The 15,533-nt window shown below is 39.5% G+C and carries 9 protein-coding genes; 5 read left to right on the top strand and 4 right to left on the bottom strand.

Features of this window, described 5'->3' with window-relative positions; genetic code table 11:
* Positions 1-33 precede the first annotated feature (33 nt).
* The 4 genes from FD716_RS09390 (at position 34) to cysK (ending at position 6,288) form a co-directional block, all read left to right on the top strand.
* Entirely contained in the window at positions 34-1,725 is a 1,692-nt protein-coding gene (locus FD716_RS09390; protein ID WP_139852105.1) for an AMP-binding protein, read from the top strand.
* Positions 1,726-2,189: 464 nt separating this feature from the next.
* Positions 2,190-3,893, top strand: a complete 1,704-nt coding sequence (locus FD716_RS09385; protein WP_139852104.1) for an AMP-binding protein — start codon at positions 2,190-2,192, stop codon at positions 3,891-3,893.
* Between the two features lie 599 nt (positions 3,894-4,492).
* Positions 4,493-5,176, top strand: coding sequence for a class I SAM-dependent methyltransferase (locus FD716_RS09380; RefSeq protein ID WP_139852102.1), 684 nt, complete (start codon positions 4,493-4,495; stop codon positions 5,174-5,176).
* Between the two features lie 113 nt (positions 5,177-5,289).
* Entirely contained in the window at positions 5,290-6,288 is a 999-nt protein-coding gene (cysK, locus tag FD716_RS09375) for a cysteine synthase A (RefSeq protein WP_139852100.1), read from the top strand.
* 50 nt (positions 6,289-6,338) lie between these two features.
* Here cysK and gcvH read toward each other — a convergent pair whose 3' ends face one another.
* The 4 genes from gcvH to FD716_RS09355 form a co-directional block, all read right to left on the bottom strand.
* A complete protein-coding gene (gcvH, locus tag FD716_RS09370; RefSeq protein ID WP_139852099.1) occupies positions 6,339-6,713 on the bottom strand; it encodes a glycine cleavage system protein GcvH in 375 nt (124 codons plus the stop codon).
* A gap of 100 nt (positions 6,714-6,813) precedes the next feature.
* On the bottom strand, positions 6,814-7,842 hold the full coding sequence (locus FD716_RS09365) for a helix-turn-helix domain-containing protein (RefSeq protein WP_139852096.1): 1,029 nt from the start codon (positions 7,840-7,842) through the stop codon (positions 6,814-6,816).
* 137 nt (positions 7,843-7,979) lie between these two features.
* Positions 7,980-8,423 (bottom strand): MaoC family dehydratase, encoded by a 444-nt coding sequence (locus FD716_RS09360; protein WP_139852094.1) that lies wholly within the window; start codon positions 8,421-8,423, stop codon positions 7,980-7,982.
* 23 nt (positions 8,424-8,446) lie between these two features.
* The gene (locus FD716_RS09355; protein ID WP_139852092.1) at positions 8,447-10,303 is read right to left on the bottom strand and encodes an ABC transporter ATP-binding protein; all 1,857 of its coding nucleotides are present in this window, start codon (positions 10,301-10,303) and stop codon (positions 8,447-8,449) included.
* Positions 10,304-12,594: 2,291 nt separating this feature from the next.
* Here FD716_RS09355 and FD716_RS09350 point away from each other — a divergent pair.
* Complete coding sequence (locus FD716_RS09350) at positions 12,595-15,474, top strand: autotransporter domain-containing protein (RefSeq protein ID WP_139852090.1); 2,880 nt, start codon at positions 12,595-12,597, stop codon at positions 15,472-15,474.
* The last annotated feature ends 59 nt before the right edge of the window (positions 15,475-15,533 follow it).

Below are 15,533 nucleotides of genomic sequence, written 5' to 3'. Positions count from 1 at the left end.
AGAAAGTTATAAAGAATCAAGGAGTAGGATTCAATGACACCATCAAGATTAAGTTATGCCTCAGGTCCGAGCAGTGCACCCTTGTTGGGTATGACGATTGGGGATCAATTTGATCAAGCTTGTCAACAGTATGCTGATCAAGATGCCGTTATTAGTTTACATCAACAGGTTCGGTTGACTTATCGGGAGCTGCAACAAAAAGTCGATGCTTTTGCTTGTAGTTTGCTCAAACTGGGGCTGCACAAAGGTGATCGTATTGGGATTTGGTCGCCCAATTGTGTGGAATGGACGATTACTCAATTTGCCGCTTTTAAAGCTGGCATTATTTTGGTTAATTTAAATCCAGCTTATAAAAGTTATGAGTTGGAATATGTACTGAATAAGGTGTCGTGCAAGGCTTTGGTTATCGCATCGAACTTTAAAACCAGTAACTACCAAGAAATTTTAACCCAGTTGGCCCCCGAACTGACTGAGGCCACAGACAATGTTCTACATGCCAGTCGACTCCCGCATTTAAGAACGGTGATTAAAATTGATGATACAGTGCATCAAGGGATTCATCGTTTCTCGGATCTTATGCCAACACCTTCTGTTGAGCAACAGCAACAACTACAAGGCATTGCTGCTGAACTACAGTTTGATGAAACTATTAATATTCAATTTACTTCAGGCACGACAGGCAACCCGAAAGGGACCATGCTGACCCATAATAATATTTTAAATAATGGTTATTTTGTCGGTGAAACAATTCGCCTGACCCCACAAGATCGTGTCTGTATTTCCGTACCGTTGTTCCACTGTTTTGGTATGGTGATGGGTAACTTAGCGTGTATTACTCACGGATCAGCAATGATTTATCCGTCTGCAGTATTTAATCCACTGGAAAGCTTAAAAGCCATTCAACAAGAAAAATGCACGGCGGCGTATGGTGTGCCTACCATGTTTATCGGTATTTTAGAGCATGAACAATTCGATCAGTTTGATTTGAGTAGTTTACGCACCGGTATTATGGCGGGCAGTCCGTGTCCACGCGAAATTATGCAACGCGTGATTGATCGCATGCATATGAAAGACATCACCATTTGCTATGGCATGACCGAAACGGCTCCAGTTAGTGTGCAAAGTTCAACTTTTGATTCACTGGAATGCCGTGTGGCAACGGTTGGTCGCGTCCATCCGCACCTTGAAATTAAAATTGTTGATGAGCAAGATAAAATCGTGCCGCGTAATCAACTGGGTGAACTCTGTGTACGCGGTTATTCCGTCATGCAGGGCTATTGGGATGATGAAGAAAAAACCACGGAAGTGATTGATAATACGAAATGGATGCACACTGGCGATATCGCTGAAATGGATGATCAGGGCTTTATTAAGATCAAAGGTCGGATTAAAGATGTGGTTATTCGAGGTGGAGAAAATCTATTTCCTAAAGAAATTGAAGATTTTCTATATACCCATCCTGATATCAGTGATGTGCAAGTGGTTGGTATACCTGACGCACGTTATGGTGAAGAACTTTGCGCCTGTATTATTTTGCATGAACATCATCAGACAGACATCGATTCAATTCGTAAATACTGTGCAGCGCATATTTCGCATAATAAAGTCCCTAAATACGTGCGCTTTTTTGATGAGTTCCCAATGACCGCATCGGGTAAAGCACAGAAGTTTAAATTGCGGGAATTTATGTGTGATGAACTGAATCTGATTAACGAGTTCAGTTGAAGAGTACCTTTATTCCCTCTCTTCTTGAGGAGAGGGCAAGGGAGAGGTATTTATTCCCTCTCTTCTTGAGGAGATGAGCAGCACTGCTGCGTAAAGGTGAGGTATGTATTGATTTGCTCGTTCCACCGCGCAGCAGTGGAATGAGCAATAACCTAATAATACTTAAGTAAATTTAATGCCTTAAATATACTTGCTTTCATTTACCCCAAGCCTTAAATATATAACAACGCGATAATTGCTCAGTGGTCGCGTGACCATCAAGGATTAGATTGAGCAAAACCAACAAATGTAATAAAGCCCTCATGTATTAATATTGCAAAAGTTAAATGAACATCGAAAAAATATCTAAGAACAATAATTTAAGTACAACAATTAATTAGAGAACAGAGAAAGACAGCCTTTGTGATTGCAATATTTTAAGTGAGATCAGCAGCATGCCAAAAAGAATCAAGGAGTATGATTCAATGACACAATTAGGTTTAAGTTATGCCACGGGTCTAAACGATCAAGCACTTTTAGGAATGAGCATCGGTGAAAAATTCGATCAGGCTTGTCAGCAATATGCAGATCAAGCTGCGGTCATCAGTGTGCATCAGAATATTCGTTTAAGTTATGCTGAATTACAGCAACAGGTCGATGCCTTTGCCTGTAGCTTAATCGCACTGGGCTTTGAAAAAGGAGACCGCTTGGCGATTTGGTCTTTTAATTGTGTGGAGTGGACGATTACTCAGTTTGCAGCCGCTAAAGTTGGGATTATTTTAGTCAATCTCAATCCAGCCTATAAACGTTCAGAACTCGAATATGTCTTAAATAAAGTATCGTGTAAGGGGATTGTGATTGCACCAAGCTTTAAAAGTATGGACTACCAAGCCGTTTTGACTCAGCTTGCACCTGAATTAAATACAACGATCGGACAAACTGAAAATAAACAGCTGAGCTTACAACGCCTGCCACATCTCAAGTTTGTGATTAAAATGGATGATGTTCCACATCCTGCAATACATCGCTTTTCAGATTTAATCGGTTCGCCAACAACCGCACAACTACAGCAACTCCAAGCCATTGCAGCAAAACTACAGTCAGACGAGGTGATTAATATTCAGTTTACCTCGGGTACTACGGGCAGTCCGAAAGCCACCATGCTCACCCATCATAATATTTTAAATAATGGTTATTTTTCAGGTAAAACAATGCATCTCCATGCCCAAGATCGGGTCTGTATTACCGTGCCATTATTTCATTGTTTTGCCATGGTGGTCGGAAACTTGGCCTGTATGACCCATGGTGCGGCTATGGTTTATCCATCTACAGGCTTTGATCCCTTAGCGGTACTCAACACTGTAGAACAGGAAAAATGTACAGCGCTTTATGGTGTACCAACCATGTTTATTGCCATTTTAGAACATCCACAATTTGAACAGTTTGATTTAAGCAGCTTACGCACGGGCGTGATGGGGGGAAGCTTATGCCCGCGTGAAGTGATGCAGCGGGTGATTGATCGCATGCATATGAAGGAAGTGACTATCTGTTATGGAATGACGGAACTGTCTCCAACCTGTACACAAACTTCAATTCACGACTCATTAGAAGCACGAGTCAATAGTGTTGGGCGTGTACATCCACATCTTGAAATTAAAATTATTAATGAGCAGGGTGAAGTGATTCCATATGGGCAGTTGGGTGAACTGTGTGTGCGTGGTTATTCGGTCATGCAGGGCTATTGGGAAGATACTGAAAAAACCAATGAAGTGATTAATGCAGAAAATTGGATGCATACAGGTGATATTGCAGAAATGGATGATCAAGGCTTGATCAAAATCAAAGGCCGTATCAAAGATGTGGTCATTCGCGGTGGAGAAAACTTATATCCTAAAGAAATTGAAGATTTTCTATATACCCATCCCAATATCAGTGATGTGCAAGTGGTTGGTTTGCCAGATGCGCGTTATGGTGAAGAACTTTGTGCTTGTATTATTTTGCATGATCAAGATAAAAGTGATCACGAAAGCATTCGTCAATTTTGTAACGAACACCTTGCACGCAGTAAAGTGCCTAAATATGTGCATTTTCTTGAAGCCTTCCCAATGACCGCATCAGGCAAAGCACAAAAGTTTAAACTACGTGAGATGCTCTGTGATGAAATGAATCTAGAGAGTGCGTTTAGTTAAATATGAAGTTCGTTTAGTACCCCTCTTTTGAGGAGAGGTATCTACATATCTATTTAAGACACCTATCTAGTAGAAATCTGTAATCTATTTGAGCTTAATACAAGGTATTTAAGTCCTGTCTAGATTCGGAATTTCGAGCTGAGTGCAAATTTCATTGAATATCAAAAATACTAAATCTCCCCTCTTACGCCATATATGGCTCATCTTTTCCAAAGAGGGGGACTTTTTTGGGAATTCAAAGCCTAGTATATGCTACACAACGCTCCTCCCTTTGAAAAAGGGAGGTTGGGAGTAATGCTAGTCAGTTAAGGGATTTTGTAGTTTAAAAGCACCCTCTTCCCAGCCTTCTCCCAAAGGGAGAAGGGGCTTTCAGATACAACTGATCAATCAAAAACAGTTGTATTTGTCTTAACTGACTAGCATTAAGGTTGGGAGGGATTATCTCGAAAAAGCTAAGCAGTATGCCGCGCAAGGGAGGGATTTTTTCGACTAGTAATTTTCAAAAGATGTGTAGATCCCTATGCTTTTGAGGAGATGAGCAGCACTGCTGCGCAAGGGAGAGGTACACTTTGAACACCAACCACTAAGGACCAAATTAAATGGCAAAAGATTTTAATAACCAGCAAGTCGTTGAAGGCTATGATCAACATATTCGTAAACTGATTCCAGGCTATGAGCTGATTCACTTACAAGTTCATGCCATTTTAACGGCTTATTTAAATCCTCAAGCTGAAATATTGGTGGTGGGGTGTGGCACGGGATATGAATTACAGTATTTGGCAGAGCGATTTCCGCAGTGGTGTTTTACTGCAATTGATCCTGCCATCAATATGTTGGAAAAAGCGCAGCAGCATATCCAGCAATTAGGTCTTGAGCAAAATATAACGTTTGTCCATGGTGATACTTCAGTCCTTGCACAAATCGACAAGAAGTTTGATGCTGCATTGGCGATTTTAGTTTCGCATTTTGTTGCATATGAACATAAAGCCAATTTTTTCCAAGAGATTGCACAGAGTCTAACGCCAAATGGATTGTGTATTAGTTATGACCTGATGCAGCTCGGAAATGCCAAACAAGCCCAAGTGTTAAAACAGATGGTGCAGTTAACGGGTTTAGCTGAGGCACAAGCCGATGCGATGTTGGCGCGTTTAGAAAATGATTTCTTTTTGATGGACTTGACGGCATTTAAGCAGCTGTTATTGACTGTTGGATTTAAACAGATTGAACAATTTAGCCAAGTCCTGAGCTATGCAGGCTTGATTGCTTTTAAAGCCATAGATTGAATTAAGGTTTCATAGGTTTTCATATTATTTGCTAAGCAAAATTCAATAGAAACAACATCACTAAGCAAAAGACGTTATCATGTTTGCATCTTTTAGTACTCCAAGGAAAGACCATGTCTACAGATCAACAATTTCCTAAAACCTCAAATTCAGGCATTGCCGTATATTCTAATAATGCTGAAGCAATCGGGAATACGCCCTTGATTCGCATCAATCGTGCGATTCAAAGTGAAGCGACCGTATTGGCCAAAATTGAAAGCCGTAACCCAGCATTTTCAGTGAAATGTCGTGTGGGCGCTGCTTTAGTTGCGGATGCCGAAGAAAAAGGTCTATTAAAAAAAGGCATGCATATTGTTGAACCAACCAGTGGAAATACTGGAATTGCCTTGGCTTTTGTTGCAGCAGCAAAGGGCTATCCAATTACCTTGACGATGCCAGCCAGCATGAGTATCGAACGTCGTAAAGTACTCAAAGCATTGGGTGCAAATTTACTGCTGACTGAACCAGCTAAAGGTATGAAGGGTGCAATTGATGAAGCAGAGCGCTTGGTCAAAGAACAACCTGAGCTGTATTACTTACCTCAACAGTTTGAAAACCCAGCCAATCCTGCGATTCATGAAACCACAACTGGCCCAGAAATTTGGGAAGCGACTGGCGGTCAAGTCGATATTTTAATTTCAGGTGTGGGTACCGGTGGTACGATTTCAGGTATTTCACGTTATTTTGAAAAAGTAAAAAACCAAGCGCTCTATTCAATTGCAGTTGAACCAGCTGAATCAGCCATTATTACCCAACATTTACGCGGTGAAGAGATCACACCAGCCCCACATAAAATTCAGGGTATTGGCGCGAACTTTATTCCTAAAAACTTAGACGTAGATTTAGTCGATGAAGTGATTGCCATCACCAGCCAAGATGCGATTGATTGGGCACGTCAAATTGCAACCCAAGAAGGAATTTTGGTCGGTATTTCGAGTGGTGCAGCGATGGCAGCGGCAGCGCAAGTGGCAGCACGTCCTGAAAATGCAGGAAAAAATATTGTGGTGATCTTGCCGGACAGCGGTGAGCGTTATTTATCTTCTGTGTTATTTGAAGATATTTCAGCAGATTAAACTAAAAAACTTCTCCCTTGAGCAGCACGGCTGCGCAAGGGAGAGGTCGCTTAAAGACCCGCTTCGTAATCGCTATTGCTCAGTAATTCTTCTACATCGGCCATATCGTGTGGCTTAATCTTATAAATCCAACCTTTGCTATATGGGTCATCATTGACAAAGTCTGGATCATCTTCAAGTTCAGTATTCAATTCAACCACAACCCCTGAGATTGGGGCATGAATATCTGAAGCCGTTTTAACGGATTCAACCACACCAACGGCTTGACCTGCAGTCACTTCGCTATCGAGTGCTGGAAAATCGATATAGACCAAATCGCCAAGTGCGTCTTGGGCATGATCTGAAATACCAGTCACCACAAGATCACCTTCGATTCTTACCCATTCATGTGTTGCTGCGTATTTTAAATTTGAAGGATGATTCATGCTAACTCCCTTAAAAGTCATTAAAAACTTCAATATTTTCAGCAGATTTATACAGGGTTTTTGCAGGGATGAAAAGTCCTAAACACCGATCAGGTGCAACTTAAAGATAGGGATCTTTACGCCAACTGCTTGGGCTGCGACCACTCCAGCGTTTAAATGCACGGCTAAAGTTGGCCACATCAGAATAACCGAGCGCATCTGCAATTTGTTCTAAGCTGTAATCTGTACGTGACAGTAACGAGGTTGCATAGCGATAACGCACTTCATCAACGAGGCTTGAGAAAGAGGTTCCTTCAGCGGCAAGTTGCCGTTTTAAAGTGCGATCAGAGCGATGCAAACGAGCTGCGACGTGTTCAATGCTGAGATAGTGTTGCTCAGCGTGGCTCAATATATCACGAACTTGTATGGCGATGCTGCGTCGTTCAACCTGTGCAGATAATTCAGCTTCACATTGTTTAATCGCAATTTGGTTCGCCAATGGATCAGCATTCACCATTTTTAAACTTAGATATTTTTGATCAAAACTTGCCAGTAAATGCGCTTGTTCAAAACGGAAATGATAACCAGCAAGCTGACTTCGATGTTGCTCAAAACCAAGCGGTTTGGGAAAGTCAAAATCGATCACGGCATTTAATTGTTGAATACCGGTTAAAGTCTTGGCCATGCTCAACATACCGAGGGTGAGGCTGGTGACGATTTCGGTACGCAATGGCTCAATTTCAATATCACATTGCAGCTCTAAGGTGGCTTGATGTTCAATGGTAGAGAAATATAGCTGAATAAAAGGTAATCGCAGTTGGATAAAACGATTGGCCAAGACAAAGGCGGCTGCAAGATCTTCCGCAGTCATAATTGCAGAGCCAATCGAACCATGAATGGAAATTCCCATTTGTGTACCAAGCTGAAAGCCGAGACTGCTTTCACCCGTTAGTTTTAAGGCATATTTAACTAATTCGTTGGCGGTTCGGGTTGCAATACGAAAATTAGGCTGCGCTAACTGATCGGCAGTCAATTGAAATGGTGCAAACAGTACTTCAGCAGCGTACCCCGAACGTGACACGACATCGCATAATAAAAGCGCATAGACACCAGGAATTCCTTGATCTTGACGAGCTGATATTGTATTCATTGGCGGTCCATGCCTCATTGGGGGTGAATCGAAGAAGTAGAGGGTTCCAATATTAGTTTTCTGAGATTGGTTTTCCTAAGATACGGTGATCACCCCGAATCTTCTGCGCTTTAATTGTTTAAAAGATGAGCATTTGGTTAAGTTGGCTCTCGTCGAAAGACCAGAACTTTTGTGGTGGAGACCATTAAGTCTTGGCCATTTTGGTTCTTAGCATGGGTCAAGTAAGTCACCATACCACGGTCATTTTTACGTTTCGATGGCTGAATATCTACAATTTCAACGTCAAGATGAATACGATCACCAACCCGAGTCGGTTGCGGCCAACGTAAGTTCACATCAACGCCAATCAAGCCTTGTGCAATCGGCAAACACTCTGTCCATAAGCGCATGGTGACCGCAGCCGTATGCCAACCACTGGCAGCGAGGCCTTGGAAAATAGGATGATCTTTGGCTTTTTCTTCATTGATATGAAAGACCTGCGGATCATATTGGCCCGCAAAATTTTTAATTTCATCCAAGGTCATTTCATATTCACGACTTGTAAAATGATCACCAACGTTCAGATCTTCTAAATACAACATAGATTTGCTTCCTTTGCTTGCGGTTATGCTTGTTCACTTTCATTTATTGCTGGCGTATCTTCAACCAAAAAACCACCTGTTTGACGATGCCATAATTGGGCGTAAATCCCATTTTGTGCAATCAGTTGTTCATGTGTCCCTTGTTCTGCAATATGTCCTTCATCTAGAACAATTAGGCGATCCATTTGTGCAATGGTTGATAGGCGATGTGCAATGGCGATCACTGTTTTGCCTGCCATTAAATCATCTAAGCTCGATTGAATTGCAGCTTCAACTTCAGAGTCGAGTGCACTGGTGGCTTCATCTAAAATTAAAATCGGTGCGTCTTTTAAAAACACCCGTGCAATGGCAATACGTTGGCGCTGACCACCAGAAAGTTTGACACCACGTTCGCCAACATAGGCGTCATAACCCGTTTTCCCACGCAGATCACTTAATTGTGGAATGAACTCATCAGCTTTGGCTTTTTCTACAGCTGCAAACATTTCTTCATCTGTGGCTTCTGGGCGGCCATATTTAATATTTTCAGCGACTGAACGATGCAGGAGAGAGGTATCTTGGGTGACCAAAGCGATATTTTTACGTAAGCTGTCTTGGGTGACAGCTTGAATATTTTGGCCATCAATCGAAATTTGACCTTTATTGAGACTGTAAAAATTAAGCAAGAGTTGAATCAGCGTCGACTTACCAGCACCTGAACGTCCCACAATACCAATTTTTTCACCGGCTTTAATTTCTAAATTAAATTGATCAATGACATTTTTTTGATTATAGGCAAAGCTGACCTGATCGAACTTAATCGAACCAGCTGCAATCTGTAGCGGCATTGCATCAGGCTTATCTTCAATACTAATTTTTTTACCCAAGGTTTTCATACCATCTTGGATGGTACCGACATTTTCAAACAATGCTGAGGTTTGCCACATCATAAATGCAGCCATACTATTCAGCTTTAAAATCATCGCGGTTGTTGCGGCAATCACACCGATCGCGGCTTGGCCATTTAGCCATAGATATACAGCTGTGCCCAATACACCAAAAAACAGAATAAAGGTCAATAAGTTAATACAGATTTCATAGCGAGTTCCCAAGCGCATTTGCCTAAATACCGTCACCATAAAGAGTTGCATTGAGGTTTTGGCATATTGGCTTTCACGGCCAGCATGTGCAAATAGTTTTACCGTCTGAATATTGGTATAGGCATCGGTAATACGACCTGTCATTTCAGCACGGGCATCCGCTTGTGCTTTAGAAATACGGCCTAAACGGGGAATAAAATACAGTGCTGCACCGACAAAAAGCACCAGCCAAAGTAATAACGGCAGCAATAATATCGGTGATATCGCACCAAGGACAATACTGATTGTAATAAAGTAAATGATGACATAGGTCACCATATCTCCCAAAATCACCCAGAATTCACGTACAGCAAGTGAGGTTTGCATGACTTTAGCCGAAAGACGTCCAGCGAAATCACTGTGAAAAAAATCGAGTCCTTGTAGCAGCAATAAATTGTGGAAGCGCCAACGTAAACGCATTGGGAAACTACTATAGAGAATTTGATGCCGTACAATCGATTGGACACTGGAAAAAAAGATATTACCAAACAGAAAAAAGCTTAAAACCAGTAAATTTTCCGAGTGATTCTGTAAAAAGGTATCTGGCGTTGATGTGCTTAACCAGTCTACCAAGTGACCAATTTGAGAAAAAAAGATGGCTTCAAAACTGGCTGTAGCAGCCGTTAATAGAATTAACACCAGTAAATAGCGTTTTACACCATGTGCCGCTTGCCAAACAAAATGAAAAAATGTTTGTGGCAATGGTTCATTTAAATGTTTAGTCGGATAGGGATCGACACGTTTCTCAAACCATTGCAACATAACCAAGCTACCTTTTTTTAAGAATTTTTCATACGTTATAACGGGCTATAGAATAGCAGAAAATGAGATCAACAAATGTGATAAGTCATATGAAGTTCGATTCAAAATTTTAGAAAAAATCATGCCGAAATCAGATTGTGCATACCTTTGATTCATTTTCTATTTCTACAGCATCAATATATTTTACCAGTCAACTAAATATTCAAAAAAAATTAAGTATTGATGTTTATCTAAACAAAAGCCTGCTAACGCGATTAAAACTAAAGATTGGATTGAGAAAATAATATGCATAGTTTCTCAGTTTACTCAGATGCTACAGGTTAAAGTCCATTAGATTTTGCTGAAAATATCGCTGTGAGGTAAAGCAGCTCATCTGTAAAAATAAATCACTAAATAGAAATATCTAGACCGTATGAGAATTAATAGCACATCTACTGATATTTGCTATGTGGTGAACCACGGAAAAATTCTGTTAAAACCTCTAATCTATGACAGCAAGAAGAAGTCTTTATCTATAGTTATCTTTTGGTTTTTTAAACATTTATTGCAAATTAATACGGCAATACATTAATGGTGGAATAGGTGGGTGAAGATGATTGTGTTTATATTGATGGAATCAAAAGCTATTTAATAAAAATAAATGTTTTAATAAAATGAATTTAAAAACAAGTTTTACTCTGCGAGGAGTTTATATTTAATTTGGCTTGTAAATAATTTAAATGATTATAGTGAGTTATTTTTTTAAATGGATATTTGGTTGTATTGGGTTTTATGTGAGCATAAAGAAAAAATCACGCTTAACTTGTATTTTTAAATTGATTTGTTGTTCTGTATTTTAATTTGAATGAAGTTGAGCTTTTGGGGTTATTGAAGTTTTATAGTTATTTATAAGTATCATGATTTTTTTAATTTAACTTTGTGCTAGACAAGATAATTGAATGTTTTTTGTGGTCGAAAATGTTTTGATTTTTTGTGTGATGTGCTTAACAGTTTTTATTTTGATTATCTTTCTTTAAAAACCAAGTGATTTCGTTTGATGTAAAATAAAAAAGTTATAAAGTAAAGTAGTCGAAGTTGTGGTTTTAGTTTTTGACACTGACGTTAATCGGTTGGCGTACTTTGTTATTAATATGTCTTTGTTTTAAAAGTTATAATAAATTCAATAGTTTGTGATTTTATTTTTTTTGAAAGATTAATTTAAAAAACCATTGTAATTATAGGGTTTTAAAATAAATTTACTGAAAATACCAAATACTTCTTTAAGGCAAGAATAGATATAAATTGCCAATCATTTAAGACTTTAATTCTAGGTTGCTTACAGCTAGAGGAGCGGGTTAACACCTTTTTGTCAGCATTTTGATTTAATTTAAAGGGCTAGGAGAGCAACAGATGCAGGCCATTTTTGTACGCTAATCTATATGTTTCATGCGTGTTGATACTGTTCTTTACAGGATGTTTTACATATTTTTACTGAAGGTCAGAACACTGCACTTTGCAGATTAAAAGATTAAGCAAAAATCTTGTAAATTTGATATTAAATGTCGCTTTAGCTTTAGAGTAAATTGATGAAAATCATTGGCTTTATCTTTATGTGGCACTGTTCTTTATTAGAAATAAAAGACTGAGTTAATGTTATTGAAACCTAGAAGCCAAGAAAGTAATAAATATGATATTTATCACTATTTTTTTAATATAATGACAACTCATTCCATTTTTAATAATAAAAACAATACAATGTATTTATTGAATAAAGAATTAATAACTATATTTTAAAATAATACAAATATACTAATTGGTTGTTTTATTGGCTTTGGTGTTTTTATTTTTATTAATAAAAGGTTTTGGAGAATTTAAATGAAAAATAAAGTATTTTTAGACTTGGTTTTGCTTGATAAGGTGAGCGGTATCCTATTTATTTGTACGACCGAACTTTGAAGGATTTAATAAAAATAACGCTAGATTTAACTGGTTTTATATATTGGGTTTCTAATAATTTGTGGATTTGGTATAAGTTTTAATTTGGTTTTTAGGTTTATTTTTTAAGTTGTATTAAGCTTATATTGATGAAAGCAAAGGAGAAATTATTATTAGATCGTTTTAGAGGGAGTGAGCTAATCAGCTTTTATTTTAATAGTAACGACGTCTAATCTACTTAATAAGAAATGTTGAAAAGTATTTATTGAGTTAAATGTTAATAATTAATTTTTTTAAGTAAATATAAATCAAGAAAAGTATTTAATGTATTTTCAAATACTTAGGGTGCTTAAAATAATAAATAGTTGAGTATTAAAATGAAATCTAAAGTGTTTCTGCCAACCGTTTTAGCTGTAGCAATTGGGGCAATTTTAGTCGGCTGTGGCGGAGGAGGTTCTTCATCTCCGAATATAGTCTCTACTCCACCAACAAATGGTGGAATTGACCCTAAACCACCAGAAGGTGGAGGAACTGATCCTAAACCGCCAGAAGGTGGAGGAACTGACCCTAAACCACCAGAGGGTGGAGGAACTGACCCTAAACCACCAGAGGGTGGAGTCGACCCAAAGCCTTCGTTTGTTTATGACCGCAATAATTACACGGTTGCCGAGCCTGATACATCTCAAAATAAAGTCAATGTAGGCGTGATGGATACAGGAGTCCGTATGAATGACTACTTGAGTCATTCTGTGCAGAAAGTTTTTAATTATATTGAAGATTATTGGTCAGGGAAAATAACGATCGATGATTTAACCAACGCTGGTATTGAGGTTCAAGACTTAGGCAATACTTTTCATGGGACAAAGGTCTCTGAGGTGATTGCAGGAAAAAACCCGGCTGGTTCGGGTGGTAAAGATGGATTAGCTGCAGATATCGCACAAATTTATGGTGTGCGGACCTCAAATACAAGCAGCCTAGGATTAACTACTGCCAACTTTCAAGCCATGATCGACTTGAATGAAAAATACGGTGTTAAATTATTTAATGCTTCATTTGGTAGTGCTCCTTTTACCGATGAAATTTATAAAGGAAAAATTACTCAATATGCTTTAAAGCTTGTGAATGGTGGTTCATTGGTTATATTTGCTGCAGGTAATAAAGGTGATTCATTTCCCGATGCCGAGAATCTATTACCCGTCGGTCACTCGGAGATGGAAAAAGGATTTTTGACTGTCACGGGGCTAAATAAGGCTGGGGATGCGCTTTACAAGGGCTCTAGGGATGCGGCTAATGCATGTGGTGATGCTGCGCGTTGGTGTTTGGCGACAAGCTACACCTTTGGACCAATTTATAGCGATAAGATTAATGATCTGGTCACATTTACGGGGACATCCGCCTCTGCACCTCAGGTTACTGCGACTGCAGCAATGGTCTGGTCCAAATATCCGTGGATGACCGCAGATCAAGTGCGCCAAGTTATTTTAACCTCCTCCGATTATATGGATGATGGTTCTGGCAAAGATGTTTTATTTAATAAAACCTTTGGTTGGGGGGCACTGAATATTAAGGATGCGCTTAAGGGACCAGAACTCTTTAGCCGGATATTTAGCGATAATTTTGACGCGAACTTAGGCAACAATTTGGCGATTTTCTCCAATAATATTGGTGGTGATGCCGGTTTGGTTAAATCGGGTCATGGTACTTTGGTCATGGCAGGTGAGAGTACCTATACAGGGTCAACCACAATTGATCAAGGAAAACTCCAAGTCACAGGCAGTATCACTTCTGATGTACTGGTAAATGCAAATGGGACTTTATCTGGGCGTGGAACGGTTGGCTCGGTTTCGAATAATGGTCTAGTGTCCACCAATGATGGTCGTTTAACAATTAAGGGGGATTTCTTGCAAAGTGCCAAAGCTACATTTGGCTATAGCTTGCATCACTTCTTAAAAGTGAATGGAAAGGCTCAGCTTGATGGAGCCCTCGAAGTCTCAGCCAAAGATAAAAAAATGGTCACTGAAGGTACACATGATGTGCTTTATGCCGAGCAAGTCAGTGGCACATTTTCAAGTTATAAATCGACCAGCCCCTTCTTAAAAGTAAATGGTTTGACAACGGGTTCAGATAAAGTTTCGATAGAGGTTGGTTTTGCTGACGCAGCCAAAGCAGGCACAGTGAGTGGCGGTATTTCAACTGCATCTGGGGAACTATTAAATAAATTGATGGCCAAGGCAAATACGGATGCTTTAGCGGGTGAAAATAACGGCCTGACTGATTATATTGCAAAAGTACAGCAGTCTTCTAATCAGGTCGCGGCACAAGCGGTATTAAATAGCAATGCAGGTGCCTTGTTTGTTGAAACCCCATCGGTATTACTGCGTAATGATACTCTGATCAATGCTCAAATTTCACAGCGCACACATCAGGTCACTAAACAAGGTCTGACCGGTGTTTGGGCAACCGGGAGTTATCTTGAAAGTACCAATAAGGCATCAGGTTGGGACACTGTAGATTCTGATATTCGTGTGGTTTCTGCGGGTGCCGATACCAAACTGTTTGAAAATATCATGCTAGGTGGTTATTTGTCTCAATACGATGAAAAGTCGAAGTATAGTGCTTCAAATGGGACCAGCGAAACAAAACTCACAGAACTTGGTGTCTATGGAAAATGGAAATCTGAAACACCACTCTATGTTGCAGCCAATGCAAAATATGGATTCGGTGATACCAAGTTTGATCGTACCGTTACCAATGGCGTTGATTTTGAATCCAGTAAGGCAAAATCTGATGTTGATAAATATGCGGTTTACGGCGAGGTCGGTTACGATTTCATGCAAAGCCCATTTGCGCTGAGCCCCTATGTAGCACTTAGCCATAATCGTATTTCATTAGATGCTGTGAATGAATCAAGTGCTTATGGTGTATCCGTTGGTGATATCGATGCGAATGAAAGCAAAGCTCACCTCGGCTTACGTTTTGATTATGCCTTATCAAAAAACCTCGCAGTTGCTGGATATACTGAATACGCTTATGCCTTTGATCGTAGTCTACCGTATGTTGATTTGTCATCTAACGTTGCCAATAGCGTTACAGTTGGCTATAAAGCACCGTCTTTTGATAAAGATTATTTTCTTTACGGTATTGGCTTTAACTACCTCACACCGAGTATGAAGTGGAATGTATTTGGTGATATTGCAGGTAATGCGATTAACTCAGGTGATTATCAACTGCAGCTAGGCTTAAAGTATGTTTTCTAAAAGTATTTAGAGCCTTCACTGGTTTTAATATACGTATATCTGCTGCAATAAAAAACTGG

Source organism: Acinetobacter pullicarnis, assembly GCF_006352475.1.
GTDB classification, from domain to species: domain Bacteria; phylum Pseudomonadota; class Gammaproteobacteria; order Pseudomonadales; family Moraxellaceae; genus Acinetobacter; species Acinetobacter pullicarnis.
This window is presented reverse-complemented; position numbering and strand designations above follow the sequence as displayed.